Below are 18,128 nucleotides of genomic sequence, written 5' to 3'. Positions count from 1 at the left end.
TTTCGACCTTCGGTTTACCTACTTGAGGTTTGTGCTTTACGATATCTTTAATATCTATCTCGTTTTTATAACAAAATAATTGTAAATAACACAGAGAAAACACGGAGTTTTTTAAATTAGCAATGTATTATAATGTATGGGCAAAACACTCTTGACAATTTTACCAACTTGCGCTGTGTTTTCAATGAGAAATTTTTTCGTCTAAAGCTTTTTTGGCCAAGCGGGTTGCATAAACGGTGAGGGCGATCGTTGCTAGCAAACCAAGGCCGTAGAGAGCCCACTCAGCAGCAGTGCGCGATCGCCCGCTAGATCCAAGTGCGGCCAAACTCCCGGCCAGGGAACCGATATAAACATACATGACAGTTCCAGGAATCATGCCGATCCAAGATGCCAAAAAATAGTCTTTTAAAGATACCTGCGTGACTCCAAAAGCATAGTTAAGCAAATTAAACGGAAAAATGGGAGAAAGTCGCGTCAGCAGCACAATTTTCCATCCTTCAGAAGCAACTGCGGAGTCGATCGCCTTAAATTTTTGATTGCCCTCTATCTGTTTGGAAACCCAGTCGCGAGTTAAATACCGCCCTACCAAAAAAGCGCAAGTTGCGCCTAAAACAGATCCGATGGAAACACAAACCGAACCGCCAACGACTCCGAACAAAACGCCCGAACCGAGAGTCAGCAAGGAACCGGGGATAAATAGAACCGTTGCGACAATGTAAATTAGAATAAAAGCTGCCGGGCCCCACGGGCCGAGACTCGCGATCGACTCCAGCGCATTTTTCAGAATTCCTTGAAAGTTCAAAAACCTGGTCGCAGCAATTAAAGCCACAGCTAAAGCAATCCCTAAAATCAGTTTCCACCTGTTTGATGGTGGCGGATTTTCATCGGGCGATCGCGAATCATTCATTACCTAAACTCCCCATTCATTGCATACTAATTATGTAGGGTGCGCAGTGCGCACCTTACTGCATACTAATTATGTAGGGTGCGCACTGCGCACCTTACTATGTAGCACCTTACTATGTAGGGTGCGCACTGCGCACCTTACCGCCATAATTCGCGCGTCAAACCACTTCTTGCGTCCACGACTGTTAAATCAAAGTACCGCCGCAGCTAGAACCGCTACCCGCCGTACAGCCGTAACAATAAGCAGCCGTTTGCACCTCTTGAATCAAATCTAAACTCCCAGATTCCAGCAATTTAGCAGCAGTTATATTTTCCCCGGTCCCAGTTTTCGCCGGCAGATTTTCCATTTGGTTAAAATCGCAGTCGTAGACATTGCCCAAATAGTCGATCGACAATTCGTTGCGGCACATTAAATTTTCCAGAGTAGCGGGATTAAAATTATCCTCCAAAAACCCCAGATAAGGCTTGTGAAGTTTCTTATGTTCCAAATGAAACTTAGTCCGTCCCACCGGCAAATTAGTAATCGCGAACAATTGATTAAAACAAATCCCAAAATGTTCTGCTAAATAAACCTTATAATCTTGCTCTAACTTGCCTTGTTCCGGTGTTAGCGAAAATTTGTCTGTTGCCGGCACTTGTGGATTGTACACCAAATCCAGAATTAAATTTGGGTTTTTCCCGTATCCCAACTCATTTAGCTTTTGCAGCGCCCGAATCGAACTGTCAAAAACACCGTTACCGCGCATTTTGTCCACATTGTCAGCTTGGTAGCAGGGAAGCGACGCCACAATTCTGAGTTGGTGCTGCGCGCAATATTCGGGAATATCTTCAAAACCTTTTTCAAAGTAAATCGTCAAATTAGAACGAACAATTACCTCTTTACCTGCTGCCCTGGCAGCTTCCGCTAGCGGTTTAAAACCGTAAAGCATTTCGGGAGCACCGCCGGTGAGGTCAACAGTTTGAATTTGAGGAAAGCGGCGAATGATTTCAATTAATTGGTCGCAAATTTCCGGGGAAAGTTCTTCGGTTCGTTTCGGGCTAGCTTCTACGTGGCAGTGAGTGCAAGCGAGGTTGCAGCGTTTGCCGAGATTAATTTGTAAAACTGTAATCTGCTTTTTAGTTAAAGCTGAGTTAATTTTGTTTTTGAAAGGCGTGACTGCTGTCTGAATCATGTGCTAACCTTTTGGTCTGTGCTCGCAATGAATGTAGAGGCGTTCGGGGGGAACGCCTCTCATAATTTAGCACTAATTCTAATAGTTCTGGACGCATCAAAACCCAAGAAACCGGGTTTTCTGCCGTTTTTGCGGGATGTAACGCATCTTCTGAGAAAAAAACCCGGTTTCTGACCACCTGCGGGTATAGGACTATTAATCTTACTTTAGAGAGTCAACTAATGTTTCAACTCGTGCTTTAATTTCATCTCGAACGCGGTGAAAAGTTTCGATGGGTTGTCCGTCGGGATCGTCGAGTTGCCAATCTTCAAACACTTCTCGCAATACCCACGCTTCGGGTAAATTCACGCCGCAGCCGCACAGAGAAATTACGGCATCGTAGTCTTCAGCATTGAATTCGCTTAATGGGTTTGATGTTTGGTCGGTGATATCGATGCCGATTTCTGACATGACTTGAATTGCTGTCGGATGAACTCTGCTTGATTCTAACCCGGAACTGGTGACTCCAATCTGGCCGGCTCCGATGGTTTTAGCGAATCCTTCTGCCATTTGCGATCGGCAGGAGTTTCTTTTGCAAACAAACATTACTTTTTTCATGGTTTTTGCTGGTTGTTGGTTGTTAGTTGTTAGTTGTTAGTTAGATGTTTCAAGGGCGCGATTTGCTAGTGCGATCGCCTCTTTAGCGGCTTGTTCCTTGCGTTCGCTGTAGCGATCGGTCAAATAGTCGGCTTGCTCCCGCAACAGCAAGGTAAACTTGTACAGTTCCTCCATCACGTCGATCGCGCGATCGCGATAAGGCGAATCCTTCATCGTTCCATCCTCATTAAATTCCTGATAAGCCTTAGCAACCGAAGACTGATTCGGAATCGTAAACATCCGCATCCAGCGGCCCAAAATTCTCAAAGTATTCACAGCATTAAAAGACTGGGAACCACCGTTAACTTGCATCACCGCCAAAGTTCGACCTTGAGTTGGTCTGACGGCCCCAATGCTTAAAGGAATCCAGTCAATTTGGTTTTTCATAATGCCGGTAATATTCCCGTGCATTTCTGGACTCGACCACACTTGACCCTCCGACCACAGGCTCAATTCGCGCAACTCTTGAACCTTCGGATGCGTATCGGGAACACTACCATAGATCGGCAGTTCTAGAGGATTAAAAAATCGAACTTCGGCACCGAAATCCTCAATAATTCTCGCCGATTCTTCCGCCAACAAGCGGCTGTAAGAACGCTCTCTTAAAGAGCCGTATAGAAACAAAATTCTCGGTTTGTGCGTAAAACTTGTCATGATACTTTCAATTAAAATCCCGAAATCCGTTAGACAATTCCCGATAAACTGCCACTGCTAATTGTGCCCCCCAAATAGGAGCAACCCAGTAAACCCAGTGGTGTTCCCAAATGCCGCCAACTAAAGCCGGGCCGAGCGATCGTGCCGGATTCATGCTCGCTCCGGTAATCGGCCCCATAAATGCAGCTTCTAACCCTACAGTTAAGCCTATTGCTATCCCGGCAAAACCGATGTGAGCGCGCCTGTCAAGTCCTGAACCGAGGATAACAAACATTAAGATAAAGGTCAAAACAGTTTCTAAAATTAGAGACTGCAACCAGTTACCGTTGAGAGGGATAGTTGCACCGATATTTGCTACTTTTCCTAGGGTAATTAGCAGCACTTGAGAAGCTGCGATTGCACCCGCACACTGCCCTAAAACGTAAGGCAAAACTTTGTATTTTGGGAAAAAACCGCTCGCCCAAAACCCTAAAGTTACAGCCGGATTAAAGTGTGCACCGCTGATGTGTCCTAGGGCGTAAATCATCGCAGTTACTACTGCACCAAATACAAAACTGACGCCTAAATGAGTTACGGAACCAGCGCTAGTTTTGTTAACCATCACCGCACCGGTGCCTGCAAAAACCAAAATAAATGTACCTAGAAATTCCGCGATCGCCTCTCGCCTGCAATCTGGCCGAGCACAACCTAACCTCTGAGGTGTTGCATCCATCGCTCTCAACTAATTGGTTCCATGCCATCATATCAATAAAATTTGATATGTCAAGCATCAAACAAGCCATCTCAGTATTTGAGTGATTAAGAAATGTTGATGGGTTGACCCGCCTCGGAACAGGGGCGCGCCGGCAGGATCTGGCTGAAGCGGCGGTATTCGGCGAGGTACTGTTCGAGGGCGACAAACTGAGCTAAATTGAGGCTGTAGTAAATCCAGCGTCCTTCTTGGCGGCTGCGGACTAAAGCTGCATCCTTCAAGGCTTTGAGGTGAAAAGAGAGTTTAGACTGAGTGACGTTGAGTCGATCGCACAAATCGCACACGCACAACTCCTGTTCCCGCAGCAACTCCAAAATCTGAAGCCGTAAAGGATCGGAAAGTGCGTGAAAGCCAGCAGCGATCGATTTATCTGCAACAGGCGGCGCGATCGGAGAATTTTTAACCATAAATTACCCTTAAATTTTTATTCAAAAACTTCCGGCGCGATTTCTTGTTTTTACCGTTAGATTCCATAAGGTTATCCTTTGAGGGCCATTCCAAATCAACTCCGAAATCTTTATCTTCTAGGACTAACCATTAATTCTCTTACCGATGCAACACCCAGTAAGCACAGCCGCTGATTGCCGCAGCAATTGGCAAGGTCAAAATCCATGATAGTAGAATCTGATAGAAAACGCGCACATTAGCTTTTTTTGAAATCAATCCAACACCAAAGATTGAACCTACCGAAACATGGGTAGTAGAAACTGGAAGCCCATAACGACTGGCAACAATAACTAAAAATCCCGTCACTAAGTTTGCCACCAGCCCTTGACCGGTATTCATTGCTGTCAGCTTTTTGCTCATTGTTTCTGCCACTTTTTTAGCATTCAATAAACCGCCGATCGCCATTCCCAAAGCTACTGCCAAACTTCCCCACTGAACAGATATTGATTGACCGACTAACATGAGCGAAACTATTTTCGGCGTATCGTTCAATCCTCTGGCAAAACTGACTATTCCCGCACTCATAAAATGGCAAACATCCACTAACTTTTGGCTGGGGATTTGTAAGAAATTTCCCAGATATCTTTGCGTACATTTATCGAGAGAATCTACTGCGACATCAGCGGTTGTGATGCACTTGAGGATGTTAGTTGCATCGGGCTGGGGAATGGGAATAATTTGTTGAGTTTGACCAGCGCAAATACACCATTCTTTCTGGATTCCTAAATAAACTCGCAGGTAGCGAGACAGCCCATAAATTAAAGCTCCTAATAGAATCGCAATCATGGGACTCAGCAACAAAGGCATTAGAAAATTTTTCTGCAAAGCAGTAAAATTAACTTGAGTACCAATTGCTACTAAACCTGCACCAACAAGAGCACCTGTAAGACCGTGAGTTGTGGAAATAGGGAATCCAGTTAAGGTAGCAAGAATAACCGTTAAACCCGCAGCGATCGCGACTGCCAAATGAAAATCTGAGCCATTGGCGATATCGTCTGGAACTAGCCCTTTTCCCGAAAAGCTTTTTACCAGAGTTTCTGCTAGAAAAATAGAAAATACTGAACCTGCAAAAGTTGTGATGGTTGCCCAACCAATTGCTGTTTTATAGTTCGTCGTCTGACTGCCAAACAGGGTCGCCACGCCTTTAAAATTATCATTAGCACCATTGCAGTATGCTAAAAAAAAAGTGGCGATAAAGAGCGCAATAAGTAACATTTTATTGGTCAGAATAAGTGTGGTTTATTTGAAACTGTTTTTGGTCGATACCCCTACAGCACCGAATTTGATTGTATAGACACAGTTGCATCAAATAAAATAATAAAAATATTAAGATTTCTTTTGGTAATAGGCGAGCGATCGCATCTTAATTTCGCGCCAGATGGGCAGGATATTGAACGATACTATCATTAAGGCTCGGCGATCGCTTCGGGTACGCTCAATCAACCGATTTACTTCGGAGTCTGTACCCGCGGCGGCACATCTGTCAGTCCCGCCTTCTGCATCAGCGAAATCACCCCTATAGATAGAATTCCCCCAATGATTACCCCAACAACTACCAGAATGAGAAAGACTTTTTGCAGAGTTTTTTTAGTGGCGGGGTGGTACTGTCTCGGCAATGCTTCACCTTGCTCGTCAACTTCTTGCTCCAAGGGGTCTAGCGGATTGGAGGGATTTGAGTTAAAGGGATTGGGCGCTTGATTCATGGTTAGTTTGGGTTAAAGGATATAAAGAACTATTTTAACTTGCGATTTGCCCTCGCAGCTTAAATAATACATTCTGGTTGCACTCAAGACTCTATAAAATTTATTAAGATACCGAGAATTTTACCAACATTATTAATAAAATATTCCCTAGTGTCAATCTCGATCGCAATTCCTTCTAGTTTGAGAAATTTCCAGATACTGCCCGTTGTGAAAAATCAAGTGTTTTTAAGAAGCTAACATTATATCACTTGAGGCGCTAAAATTTGGAAGCGGGGGTATTTATATACTTGCCTGCTTGTCCAATGCTTTGTGTAAAAGATAATTACTATGACGTTACGCGAACTTCAAGACCGAGCACTGAGGTTGTCTGCCGAGGAGCGATGGAAGTTAATCAATGCCTTGATGCGATCGCTCCAACCGAAACCCCGATCGACGGTGAAACCGAAGGGTTTAGCCGCGAGTTTAATTGGCATTGCCAAAACGGACGCGCCACCACCTACAGATGCAGAAGTAAAGGCAATGTTGGATGAGCGGTTAGTCCAAAAGTATCTGTGATGAAAGTTTTATTTGATACCAATGTTTTACTGGATGCAATGCTGGCCCGCGAACCTTTTGTAGCGGATGCTGCTTTTTTACTGAATGCCGTTGAATCGGGGGAAGTTGAAGGGTTTATGTCGGCGACAACGGTTACGGATGTGCATTATTTGGTTGGACGACAAACCAAGAGTTCTGAAGCTGCGATTGCCGCCGTAACTCGACTGTTGGCATTGATGGAAATTTGTGCGGTGGATCGAGAGGTTCTGGAGCAAGCGATCGCGCTGAGATTTCCGGATTTTGAAGATGCGGTGCAGATAGCGTGTGCGATCGAGTTAGAGTTAGAGGCGATCGTTAGTCGGGATGTGAATGGATTCGCAGGGTCGCCGATTCCCGTTTTGTCACCTCCAGAACTGAGAAATCGGTTGACCTAGCAGAGGGCTGAATAAATTAGGCATCGGTGTTTCATCCCCGCCTTAAAAGCGCGGAAATGAAACACTTACAACAAAAATATCGCTATCTGTCATCCTTCTACTTTTGACAAACGATCGAGAGAAATTGTTGCTGCTTGAGATACTTGAGAATTGCTATCTTTTTCTAAGTATTTCAAAGCCGAAACGCTCTTAACACTCGGCAAATTGCCCAAAGCTTCAGCCAGCCTCTGGCGAATCAGCCAATCTTCCGACTGAGCAAAATTGAGGATGCGATCGATCGCCCCAATATCTTTAATTTCCCCCAAAGCCGAAATTGCCGCCTGCTGGATCACCACTTGCTCGCTGTCGAGAGCTTTTAGCAACACATCGCGAGCCCGGGGATCTTTGAGATTCCCCAGAGAAACAGCAGCACTGAAGCGCACCAGCCATTGAGTATCTTCGTAAAAAGCCCGCACCAAAGCATCAAAAGCTCTGATATCTTCCAGGTAGCCCAAAGCACCTGCAGCGTCAGCGCGAATGCCGTAATCCGGGTCTGTTTCTAGCAATTTGACTAGAATAGGATAGCACTCTGCTGTCGGTTTCACGCCGAGAGCAAACACAGCCATCGATCGCACTTGCAAACTTTCATCGTTCAACACCTTTTTAATCAAAGGCACCGCCTCTGCAGCAGGCACATTCCGCAAGTTGGCCAAAGCCACCATTCGATCGGCGGAATTTTGGCTTTCTAACTTGGCTGCAATTTGCTCTAAGCTTAAAGTTGTCATTATGGATAAATCTTGTAGTAAAACTTTACATTCGGGTTATTTTGATTATAGGGGAGTCTCAGGGGAAAAGCAGGCAGTAAAAACCGCCCAAGAATTTGAGATCGGTGAGATTGCAAATTAGTGGCACGATTAATCTAAAGCTGAGATTGCGTGGAAATAATCAAAGAGAAAGTTTATTATTTAAATCCCAAGCACAGGCGAGGTGTTTCTGCCGTTCCCTAAGGCTTTGCCCGATAGTTAGCCGCCCTCTGACAACCTGCAATCAACTATGCCGTTCTACCACCCGCCCTTTTACTCCTCAGCTTTAGAACAAGCGATCGATCGCTACCCCCTCACTGCCGGGCCAGAAACTTCCTTAGCAGTGGCGATCGCCCTGATGAGTCAGTTGCAAAACAGTTGTCCCCTAGTCAAAACACCTGTACCCTCAGACCGGGGGGCGATAACCGAAACATCCGCGCCGGAAAAGGTGCGGGCCCGCTGCGTGTTCGTCGTGCAGAACCAGCAAACTATTACCACAGGCAACTTATCCGACAACCCCAGTCGCGGGCTGTTAATCGGCATATTAACACCCGCCGACCTAGTGAGGCTGATAGCTTCTGGCAAAATAGACAGCCAGCACAAAGTAGCCCTGCACAAAATACCAATTTCCGAAGTGATGTCCCCGGTGTCGGTCTCCCTCACAGAATCCGATGACCAAGACGTGTTTACCGCTTTATCCTTATTTCGCCAGCACAAGATTCGCTATTTGCCGATAGTCAATCAATTTCGCCACTTGGTAGGAGTGCTGACACGGGAAAGAATTCGCCAAGTATTGCAGCCTTCAAACATTCTTAAATTGCGGCGGGTAGCAGAATTAATGACTACGCCAATTACAGCACCTCACACCGCCTCGCTTTTGACCATAACCGAACTGATGTCAGAGCATCAAGTCAGTTGCGTAGTGATTACAAAAAACAAAGAATTAACAATGGAGAAGCCCAAAGATGACTATACCTCCATTTTTCACTATTCCTTTCACCAACCCCTGGGAATTATTACCGAATATGACATTGTGCAGGCACAGTTTCTTGAACTAAATTTCAAGCAAACCCCAGCTCAAAAAGTCATGAGAACTCCCCTGCAATTTCTTCAACCTTCCGATTCCCTATGGACGGCGCACAAAGAAATGCAGCAGCAACAAGTGCAGCGGTTGGTCGTGTGCGGGGGGCGCGGAGAACTGTTGGGAATTATTACTCAGACCAGCTTGCTCAGAGTCCTCGACCCCACCGAAATGTACCGAGTTGTCAAACAGTTGCAGCAGTCGGTTTATCAATTGCAAGCCGAAAAAGTGGAACTGTTGCAAAGTCGCAATGCCAAACTGGAACAGCAGGTGCGGGAACGGACTGCAAAACTCCACGAACAATTGCAGCGCGATCGGCTGTTAACTCACATTTCCTTGCGGATTCACCAATCCTTAAACCTCGAAGAAATTCTCAACGCCAGCGTCGATGAAGTCCGCCAAGTTTTGCAAGCTGACCGAGTAGCAATCCTGCATTTAGAGTCCAGCAATTACGGCATTGTAGTGGCAGAATCCGTTGCCGAAAATTGGCCTTCAATATTGGGAGAAATCATGCCGGATAATATTTGGCAAGAATCTGCTTCCGTGATCGAACAGGAAATTTATGCGGTTCCAGACCTCGACCAAGCCTGTTTGAGCGCCGAAAAATATGCGCGGTTCCAGCAAGCGCAAATCAAAGCTTATTTGATTGTACCAATTTTGCAAGACGGCAATTTGTGGGGGATGATGTGTGTCCATCAGTGTTCCCAATCCCGTCAGTGGCAACCTTCGGAAGTGGATTTGCTGCTGCAACTGGCAACTCAAATCGCGATCGCCATTCAGCAAGCCCAACTCTATCAGCAAGTCCAAAATCTCAACACCGACCTCGAACGCCAAGTCCAAGAACGCACCGCCGAATTGCAGCAAAAAGTTCACGAACTCCAGCATTTAAACGTCCTCAAAGATGAATTTCTCAGCACCGTTTCTCACGAACTGCGGACGCCTTTAGCTAATATAAAAATGGCTATTCATATGTTGAGAATTTCTCCCACGCTAGATCGGCGCCAGATTTATCTAGAAATTTTAGAAACAGAATGTACTAGAGAAACAGATTTGATTAATGCTTTGCTAGATTTGCAGCGGCTCGAAGCCGCAACTTGTCCGATCGACCTCGAACCAGTAAACTTAGAAGTCTGGCTGCCTACTATTATCGACCCGTTTTACACCCGGGCCCACGACCGCCACCAAGATTTGCGAGTAGAGTGCTCGCGCCACCTCCCCACGATCAGTTCCAACCGCGCTAGTTTGGGACGAATTTTAGCAGAACTCCTCAACAATGCCTGCAAATATACGGCTAATGACGGCGAAATTTCTCTGAAAGTTGAGTGCAAAAACGGAGACTGCGAACAAAGAGGACAAAGGACAAATTCGCGACAAGCAAGTGCTGTGGCTTCAGAAATCCAATTTACACTCAGCAATCAATCGTCGATTTCCATAGAGGAATTGCCTCGAATTTTTGAGAAATTTTATCGAGTTCCCAACGCCGATCCTTGGAAACAAGGAGGTACAGGTTTGGGTTTAGCTTTGGTTCAAAAACTTGTGGAACAGTTGCAGGGAAAAATTGAGGTTGAAAGCAGGAATGGCTGGACTCATTTTATCGTCACATTTCCTACCAACCCGGATGGAAATTAGTCTGCCATCAATCCATTTTAGATTTTATATTTTAAATTTTAGATTTCGGCCTAAGAGGTTCGACTGAGCGCGAGCGTCAAGTCGCGCTCAGTCGAACTTTTAGCTTTTCGATTTACTCCACAGATGAATCTGAGAGATTGAACAAGAGTCTAAAATTTTGGCAGTTCTATGATTCCTATCGGGGGTTTGTATCCTTTTTTTGGGGTCAGCGTTGGGAGCATCTCATATTTGTAAAAACACTTCTTCTGACTCCTGCCTTCTGACTCTTTCCTCCTGCCTCCAATTTGGGGCTTGGGTGCTTTCCTTGAGATGCTCCCTCAACTTTGTTGGGTATCACTCTTTTTTAGGAGCTAGTTTGCGGATACGAGACGGTGCTGGTGTCAAATTCAAATATTCATTTTTATCTTCAACAACTGAGGCTCTAGATGCTGCATACTTCTTGCGTTTAGGGGCATGATTCGCAACTGTACCCAAGCATGGTATGCCAAAATTTTCTAATTGACTGAAAACTTTTTTGACTACAGAAAAAGCGACTTGGTGAATTGCTACAACCATCAGTATGCCATCGGTGCGCGCCGCTAAAAAATTCGTATCTTTACTGTCTGCCAGCGGCGGCGTATCGTAGATAACTAAGTCAAATTTTGCCTGAAGTTCTTCCATTAAATACTGCATCTGAGATGATGCCAGCCGTCTGGCAGTACCAGCTTCCGGGAGACCCGCAGTTAATACAAAAAGATTATCTGCTAGATGCGATCGTTGGATAATTTCATGGGGTTCGTTTTTATTGTCGAGCAAGTTGCTCAATCCCTTGACATTAGGCAGTTCCAACAGCAAGTGCAGGCTGGGCGAATGCAAATTCGCGTCTACTAACAGCACTCGCTGACCCGCCAGCGCTGCCACGTGAGCTAAGTTTAAAGCAACGGTAGATTTGCCTTCGCCAACTGTAGCCGAAGCAACTGCCAAAGAGCTAATCGTTCGATTTGAAGAAAGAAAGCGAATATTAGTATAAAGAGAGTCAAAAGCTTCTATAAATTCCGCAGCATTTTTCTTATTACCCTCTTTTCCTTCAAGATAAGCATAGGCATTAGCAATAGAAGGCGCCAATTTTCTAGCATTTTTGTCAAGAGGAATTGCTCCCAATAAAGGTGCTTCAACCGCATCTTTAACGTCATCAGCACAGTAGAAAATATTGCGGAACTTTTCAATGAGGAGAGCAGCTCCCAGACCCAAAACTAGCGCTCCAACAACTGCCATCATCAATTTGTTTTTAGCTTTCGATGGAACAGGAATCAGCTTGCCCTTCTCATCTCGCGGTATGGCGGGTTCAGAAATTATTTCCCAAGGTACTTGGCTTTGAGCTGCTTGGACGCGCAGAGTTTCCCGCTGACTTAAAAGTTGATCGCGGGTGCGGGCGGCTACTTCTAATTGCTGTTGCAGTTCGTTGTAGCGGCGGGCTATGGTGGGGAATTCTGTTGCTTGCCTGTTTAAATTGTTTTTAGTTTGGGTGATTGCTTGAAGGCGAGCTTCTAAGACTTCAACTTGGTTAGCAGTATCAACCAATTGTTTAATCAAGCCTATGCGAATAGAATTTTGAAAATTCTGAACTTTAGAATTAGCTTGGGTGCCTATTAAATTTTGCCCCAAAATTCGAGCAGTTTGCTGGTTGAGCAAAGCTACTAAATTTGCCCGCTTGCGCTCTAAAGCTTCCACTATAGGGTTAGCAGATTTAAAACGAGCTGTTTCTACAGCAATCTCACCTTCTACTTCCTTAACCTTGGTCAGCAACTCTTTATATTGAGGTTCTTCGCTTAAAGCTGAAGCGGCAATAGCTTCATTTGGTGTAAAATCTAATTGTTTTTGCAAGTTAGCATACAGCGTTTTCTGTTCTTGCAGTAGCCTTTGATTTTCTAACTCTAAAGTTTCTACTGCCCGCACTTGCTCGATTAATTGCGCGCCTTGTTCTTGAGGATCGGTAATCTGTTGCTGCTGCTGTATCAGCTGTAAATCTGATTTCAGCTTGTTTACGCGCTTATTGAGTCCCGGAAGCTGGTCTTCAATAAATTTAACACCTTCACCAATCCGAGTCTTGCGTTCCTCAAGACTGTACTTTAAATATTTCTTTTTAGTTTCTTGTAAAACGAACTCTATTAATTGAGGGTCATCCCCCATGAAGCGAACTTGCAAAATTTTAGTCATCGTCATCATATCTTCTCCCATCCGCAAAACGACTAATTCTTTTTCAAGAATTTTTTCGGTAACTTTTGGATATCGTTTTTGGACTTGTTTGGCAATAGCAGAAAGCATCTGAGGACTCTTGAGAATTTCAAGTTGAGTTGCGTAGTCCAAACTAAAAAAATCTCGATTAGGTACTCCTCCCCCCTCGCTGCGATTGGCTAGGGCAGCGGGATCAGCAATTCTTGCCTCCGTTGTCACGGGTTCCACTAGCATCCGAAAATCGCCTTGATATGTTTTCTTGCCTCCCTTGATCTGATAAACAGCTCCAGCGCCCACTAGACCGATAATCCCAATAATGATGAGGGCTTGTCGCTGAAAAGTCCTCAAGAACGGCTTTAGATTCAATCCTTTCTGAGGCTGCGCGCTTAACTCTTCTCCCTCGTCAACGGAAAATTGCTGCACCTGTCTGCTCTGGCTGCTAATGGGTACGATATGAGCGTCCTGTTCTCTTTCCATGTTGACCTCTTGGATATTTTGTGGGTAAAATCAGCTTTCTTCTGCGAGCCTTCGGGTTGATACTTTGAGCATTGGCTTAAGGATATCACACGAAATTATTGGTTGGTCGAGCCCACTTCCTTCTAATAGTTCTCACTACTTTACACCTAGTATACAAAAATAACTAAATCCCTATGCTATGCCGGTGGCAAAAGTTCTTTTACAACTGCTGGAGAGTTATATCAGACTGCATTTGGATCTGCTGCGTTGTGCTTGTATTTAGGCTTTCCGGGCGACGGAGCAAACTTTTTCAGGTGTCGCTTAGCTTCGCGGCAGGGGGTTCAATAGCTTTACCAAACTTTTACAATTGACCGTAACACCTCAGCCGCCGCTTGCGCTGGTATTGGTTTGTAGTCTATGTCATTTTTCGGTTTGGAGTCTACGGCAGAAGCACTTGTTAACTTACGCGCTAACTGACCGGCTAAAAGGTTTTGCACTTCCCATGTAGATATAATTAGCCACATTCTGCAGATTTCTGGGAACGGCAACTAATCGAATCAATTTCCGAGAAAAATCTGTTTCTTCTTTTAATTATAAACTTTTTGAGGAGCTGGATGATTGATTAAGTGTATATATTTATTGAACCGTGGTAATTATATCACAAACTCATCTCTCTAGTGCGCCACAGACATAAAATTTAATAATTTGTGTTTTCAGGCTCGATCGACATCTCGAACAACTCAAGCCTTCTGGGTTTTTCTACCGAGGCGGATGGCGCTACGCGATTTATGCTTTTTCGTAAAAAAACTAGCTTTATGCGTTTCGGGGCTATTAATAAAACAAAACTATCGCTTTGATTCGCCCTCCCACCAAGTTATAGCAATCCTTTCGGGAAACGCGCAACGGGCTTTTTTTTGAATTAACCGATGCCATAAGAAGATGACAGATTGTCAAAGAAAAAAAAATAGCTCGCACAGGATGGGAGGATTGCTATTGATCTCGCTCGGAGTAGCTATAGGTAGTTGTGGTTTTTTGAATTTACTAATTACCAACTACTTTTTATTAGCACTTACCGATTTTGTGCTCTTCTTTCTCGCAGTTTCAACAATATTTCTGCATGAACTTCGCGGGTTATGGGATAAAAATATGTAAGAATCATGCCAGCAATTAAAGCAATTGTGGGCAGCGGTCCGATCGCAATTCGAATCGCAAACAGTGCAGAATCTGGCTGTACGGGGGCCGGCTGTCCGGGAACGGTAGATAGAAATCCAGCTCCTTCTAATGCTTGACCTACCAACCACAAACCCCCTGCCAATCCGATTTTTTGCAGCAGTACCATAAACGAATAGAAAACGCCTTCGCGTCTTTCTCCTGTTTGCAGTTCGTCGAGTTCGATCACATCCGGTATCATCGACCAAGGTATTAGATAAGCCGTGGAAACTCCGATACCTGCCATGACTGCTAATATGTACATCTGCAATACTTGTCCTGGTTGGAGGAAAAACAGTCCAGCTTGGGCAATAATCCACAAACTCATGCCCATAAAATATACGGCTTTTTTGCCGTATCTCTCGCTGACTTTACTCCAAACAAATAGCATGATTAATGCAGTGCCTTGAACTGCGATCGCAACTAAGTAAAAAACGTACTGTGGCTGTTGCATCCAGTTAATCACAAAAAAGGGAATAATAGTAGCAGTCAACTGCACTCCCAGCCAAGAAAAAAGATAAATTCCAATGACGTACAAAAAAGGGCGATTGCTAAATGCAATCCGTAACTGTTCTTTCAGCGGCAAGGATGTAGAATTATCTAGTTCTGGGTTTTCTAATAGTTGGGCTGTGACGTGCTTGCGAGTTCCCCAAACGCACCAGTACAAAGGCAAGACAGAGATAACTGCACAGATTGCACCTAATACTAAGTATTGTTGATACGGGTTTTTTTCAAATACAAGAGAGAGAATAAAAGCTAAAATTAACGAAAAGATGCTGCCGCCGATCGAGAAAGCAAACCGAAAACTATTCAGGCTAGTGCGTTCGTTGTAGTCTTGGGTTAATTCTGGGGTCAGGGCGGTGTAAGGCAGGTTAACGGCGGTGTAAGCTGTGTTAAACAGGATGCTGATCGCCACATAGTACCAAAACAGTAATGTGGGATTTGTGCTGGGAACAATCCACTGCAAAAAGAAGAAAATCCCGAAAGGAATTGCGCCGTATACCATCCAAGGATATCGACGGCCCCAAGGGTGAGAAGTGCGATCGCTCAATACCCCCACAATCGGGTCATTTACACCATCCCAAACCTTGCCAATTAACAAAATATTGCTGGCTAAGCCGGCAGGTAAACCAGCGACGTTGGTAAAGAAAATTAGCAGGCTAAATGCCAAAACATTAGCGGTAATCGCGGGGCCGAGGTCGCCGGCACCGTAAGCTAATTTTGTCGAGAGGCTGAGTTTTTGTGTTGCGGGGTTGTTGGAGTCTGCGGGAGGAGGGGAAGTGTTGCTCATAAATTTTGATTTCGGGGTTATTTTGCAGGTGAGGGCTTTGTAGTAGGAGTATAACTCGCGCTAGACCCGAATACTCAATTTTTTGTAGCGATCGGGATTATTCTGAAGAATTGGTAAGAGGTAATTGATAATTGCTAATTTATAGGTTGGTGGGGGCAGGTTTACGAGATTATTGGTCTTAGGCAATTATTCTTAGTAAAACCTGCCCCTACTTAAGGAAACAGTTGCGAAATCTGAACCTCTATTTCGAGAAATGCCAGCAGTGACAAAACATCATCTTCATTAAATACTGTTTCTTGTCGGGAGTTTGCCTCGCGCGGTTCGCGAAAAACATAAACTTGCCGCGTGTTAACATCAAGTATCCAATAATCAGTAATTCCCGCCTTAGCATAAGCCGGTGCTTTTCGCTTGCGGTCTGTTTCTAAGGCGGTATCAGCTATTTCTACTAATAAGAAAATGTTGGCGGGTGCGGGATGAAAATCTTGGTACAGCCGGGGGTCGATTTGCACTACAGCAATATCCGGTTCGGGTTCTGAATTATAGCTTAGAGCGATCGGGTCTTGGATGCGAATTAAAGCAAGTCCTGCCAGCAGGTTTCTGAGATAGTCGGCTGCACAGAGATTAGTGGCTGCGTGGGGAGGATTTTTTGCACTCATTGAAATAATTTGCCCGTCAATTAATTCGACCCGTTCCTCGGGATTGAGAATGCCTGTTTCCGTCATGCGGCGGTATTCGTCTACAGTCCACAAGCGTAAATCTGTTACAGTCATGGCACAATTTCCTTGGGCGATATTATCTATTATCCATTAGTGGTAAGGTGCGCACTGCGCACCCTACAAGTAGTCTGTGCGTAAATCCTAATTAAATTGCTATGTCAGCAATCTAGATTTGGCTGTAATTGCTCCCACACACCACAAAATAGCATTGACAATTTCCGATCGCTGAATATCTTCTGTGTCTAAAAAACTTGCAAACTCTTCCTCAATATTCAAATGGTCTGCAAAATCATAAAGTATGCGCTTGTATTCCGTTGGCATCGGTATTAAAGTAGCTTTCACTAAATCGAAAAGTGCGTTCAAACAGTTGAGGATAGTAGCTGACTCGTCAAAATCTTCGGCATCGAGCAAGTACAGCGTTTCTGCTATGTCGCAAATAGCGTCTATTTGTGTGGGTGGCTTTCCCAGTTCACTGACATTGATATTGCACAATTGGAGAGCGTTAATCGCTAGTTCTGGACGGGTAAAAAATACAAGTTGACCGCCGGCTACTAAGGGCGGCTCGTGTTCTCCATAGACAATTAGAGTATATAGATTTGGTGTTTCGGTGCCGGGGTCGATCCGGAAACCGAACAGCCACAATAATTTTTCTGTATTTGGGTTCGCTGTTTGCAGTGTTGTTGGGAAAATTTTTGGTTCTGACATGAATTTTTAATCCCTATAATACGCTCTTAAACTCGGTTTATACGCATTTTTTTGGTTGGAGGGAGAAATCTACAGAGAAACCTGGTTTATAAGGCAAGAGTGGGTAATCTTTTTTCTCCTATAAGTTCTGCTGGATTATGTCGCAGCATTCGGCAACAGTTGCTCTTTTTTCCATTGCTGCTACTAGGGCTTCGTAAGCGGATTTGTGGCTTTCGATTAGGTTTTTTGCTCGCAGCAAACCCCAGTTTTGTTTGAGTTGAATCTCGGAAATTGGACGGCGCAGTTGTGTTAAAATTGCACTAATTTTGGTGCGGTCTTCTGCTCCTCCTTGTGCGCTACCGTAAACAAATTTTTCGGCGACTATTCCGGCCATCCACACGGTGCAGTATTGGTCTAAAAGTTGGGCGGAAAGAGTGCCACTTTGGAGTTGAGATGCTAATTGTTCGTCTTCAAATCGGACGCCGCCTTGGGCTGTTTGACCTTGTTTGAAAGCTTCCCAAGCGTTGAGGGCGTAGCTGGTTACGGGAATTCCTAACAGGTACGCGACTAGGAAGTGTCCGGCTTCGTGGTGAAGGATTCGATCGCGCTTTTGTTTGGAAGTTCCCCCCAGCCAATCTAATAAAATAGTACCGCCTTGACCTTGCCACTGGAAACTGTCAAGGGTGGCTAGGCCCAACAGGCAAAAAGTGGCGATCGCAGGTACGGCTTCTGGCAAGTTGAATAGGGGCCCCAACAATATTGAAACGGTGATGGCAAAGATAGAAATAGCGATAATATTCAAAGAAGTGTCTTTCATAATGGGGAATGG

Annotated in this window: 18 protein-coding genes; 3 read left to right on the top strand and 15 right to left on the bottom strand. The window is 44.8% G+C overall.

Translation table 11 applies throughout. The features are described from left to right. Positions 1-181 precede the first annotated feature (181 nt). The 8 genes from QUB77_RS25245 to QUB77_RS25210 all read right to left on the bottom strand — a co-directional run bounded on the left by QUB77_RS25245 (position 182) and on the right by QUB77_RS25210 (position 6,269). A complete protein-coding gene (locus QUB77_RS25245) occupies positions 182-907 on the bottom strand; it encodes a TVP38/TMEM64 family protein (protein WP_333178133.1) in 726 nt (241 codons plus the stop codon). 184 nt (positions 908-1,091) lie between these two features. After that, positions 1,092-2,078 carry an arsenosugar biosynthesis radical SAM (seleno)protein ArsS gene (gene arsS / locus QUB77_RS25240; RefSeq protein ID WP_333178136.1) on the bottom strand — a complete coding sequence of 329 codons (987 nt, stop codon included), beginning with the start codon at positions 2,076-2,078 and terminating at the stop codon, positions 1,092-1,094. Positions 2,079-2,279: 201 nt separating this feature from the next. Next, complete coding sequence (gene arsC / locus QUB77_RS25235) at positions 2,280-2,675, bottom strand: arsenate reductase, glutathione/glutaredoxin type (protein WP_190662998.1); 396 nt, start codon at positions 2,673-2,675, stop codon at positions 2,280-2,282. Between the two features lie 36 nt (positions 2,676-2,711). Then, positions 2,712-3,368 (bottom strand): arsenical resistance protein ArsH, encoded by a 657-nt coding sequence (gene arsH, locus QUB77_RS25230; RefSeq protein ID WP_333178139.1) that lies wholly within the window; start codon positions 3,366-3,368, stop codon positions 2,712-2,714. Between the two features lie 7 nt (positions 3,369-3,375). Further along, positions 3,376-4,080 carry an MIP/aquaporin family protein gene (locus QUB77_RS25225; RefSeq protein WP_333178142.1) on the bottom strand — a complete coding sequence of 235 codons (705 nt, stop codon included), beginning with the start codon at positions 4,078-4,080 and terminating at the stop codon, positions 3,376-3,378. A gap of 86 nt (positions 4,081-4,166) precedes the next feature. Then, on the bottom strand, positions 4,167-4,526 hold the full coding sequence (locus QUB77_RS25220; protein WP_333178144.1) for a metalloregulator ArsR/SmtB family transcription factor: 360 nt from the start codon (positions 4,524-4,526) through the stop codon (positions 4,167-4,169). 139 nt (positions 4,527-4,665) lie between these two features. Beyond that, the gene (locus QUB77_RS25215) at positions 4,666-5,781 is read right to left on the bottom strand and encodes an inorganic phosphate transporter (protein WP_333178146.1); all 1,116 of its coding nucleotides are present in this window, start codon (positions 5,779-5,781) and stop codon (positions 4,666-4,668) included. A 233-nt stretch (positions 5,782-6,014) separates the two neighbouring features. Beyond that, on the bottom strand, positions 6,015-6,269 hold the full coding sequence (locus QUB77_RS25210; RefSeq protein ID WP_333178149.1) for a hypothetical protein: 255 nt from the start codon (positions 6,267-6,269) through the stop codon (positions 6,015-6,017). Between the two features lie 327 nt (positions 6,270-6,596). Here QUB77_RS25210 and QUB77_RS25205 point away from each other — a divergent pair, with 327 nt between their 5' ends. Together QUB77_RS25205 and QUB77_RS25200 are read left to right on the top strand one after the other, a co-directional pair. Further along, positions 6,597-6,824 (top strand): hypothetical protein, encoded by a 228-nt coding sequence (locus tag QUB77_RS25205; RefSeq protein WP_333178152.1) that lies wholly within the window; start codon positions 6,597-6,599, stop codon positions 6,822-6,824. After that, on the top strand, positions 6,824-7,237 hold the full coding sequence (locus QUB77_RS25200) for a PIN domain-containing protein (RefSeq protein ID WP_333178155.1): 414 nt from the start codon (positions 6,824-6,826) through the stop codon (positions 7,235-7,237). Before QUB77_RS25205 ends, QUB77_RS25200 begins: the two co-directional genes overlap by 1 nt. A gap of 89 nt (positions 7,238-7,326) precedes the next feature. Here the strand turns inward: QUB77_RS25200 and QUB77_RS25195 are convergent, their stop codons facing one another. Further along, complete coding sequence (locus tag QUB77_RS25195) at positions 7,327-8,001, bottom strand: HEAT repeat domain-containing protein (protein ID WP_333178157.1); 675 nt, start codon at positions 7,999-8,001, stop codon at positions 7,327-7,329. Between the two features lie 268 nt (positions 8,002-8,269). Here QUB77_RS25195 and QUB77_RS25190 point away from each other — a divergent pair, with 268 nt between their 5' ends. Then, positions 8,270-10,729 (top strand): CBS domain-containing protein, encoded by a 2,460-nt coding sequence (locus QUB77_RS25190; protein ID WP_333178160.1) that lies wholly within the window; start codon positions 8,270-8,272, stop codon positions 10,727-10,729. 333 nt (positions 10,730-11,062) lie between these two features. Here QUB77_RS25190 and QUB77_RS25185 read toward each other — a convergent pair whose 3' ends face one another. The 6 genes from QUB77_RS25185 to QUB77_RS25160 form a co-directional block, all read right to left on the bottom strand. Further along, positions 11,063-13,420: a polysaccharide biosynthesis tyrosine autokinase gene (locus QUB77_RS25185; RefSeq protein WP_333178163.1), complete on the bottom strand. Its 2,358-nt coding sequence runs from the start codon at positions 13,418-13,420 to the stop codon at positions 11,063-11,065. 329 nt (positions 13,421-13,749) lie between these two features. Beyond that, on the bottom strand, positions 13,750-13,923 hold the full coding sequence (locus tag QUB77_RS25180) for a hypothetical protein (RefSeq protein WP_333296110.1): 174 nt from the start codon (positions 13,921-13,923) through the stop codon (positions 13,750-13,752). A gap of 545 nt (positions 13,924-14,468) precedes the next feature. Next, positions 14,469-15,899 (bottom strand): MFS transporter, encoded by a 1,431-nt coding sequence (locus QUB77_RS25175; RefSeq protein ID WP_333178165.1) that lies wholly within the window; start codon positions 15,897-15,899, stop codon positions 14,469-14,471. 212 nt (positions 15,900-16,111) lie between these two features. Continuing rightward, positions 16,112-16,669 carry a Uma2 family endonuclease gene (locus QUB77_RS25170; protein ID WP_333178167.1) on the bottom strand — a complete coding sequence of 186 codons (558 nt, stop codon included), beginning with the start codon at positions 16,667-16,669 and terminating at the stop codon, positions 16,112-16,114. Between the two features lie 99 nt (positions 16,670-16,768). Continuing rightward, positions 16,769-17,320, bottom strand: a complete 552-nt coding sequence (locus QUB77_RS25165) for a hypothetical protein (RefSeq protein ID WP_333178169.1) — start codon at positions 17,318-17,320, stop codon at positions 16,769-16,771. Between the two features lie 118 nt (positions 17,321-17,438). Next, positions 17,439-18,116, bottom strand: coding sequence for an ATP-dependent Zn protease (locus QUB77_RS25160; RefSeq protein ID WP_333178171.1), 678 nt, complete (start codon positions 18,114-18,116; stop codon positions 17,439-17,441). Positions 18,117-18,128 lie beyond the last annotated feature (12 nt).

Source organism: Microcoleus sp. AT9b-C3 (assembly GCF_036705485.1).
GTDB lineage: Bacteria > Cyanobacteriota > Cyanobacteriia > Cyanobacteriales > Microcoleaceae > Microcoleus.
This window is presented reverse-complemented; position numbering and strand designations above follow the sequence as displayed.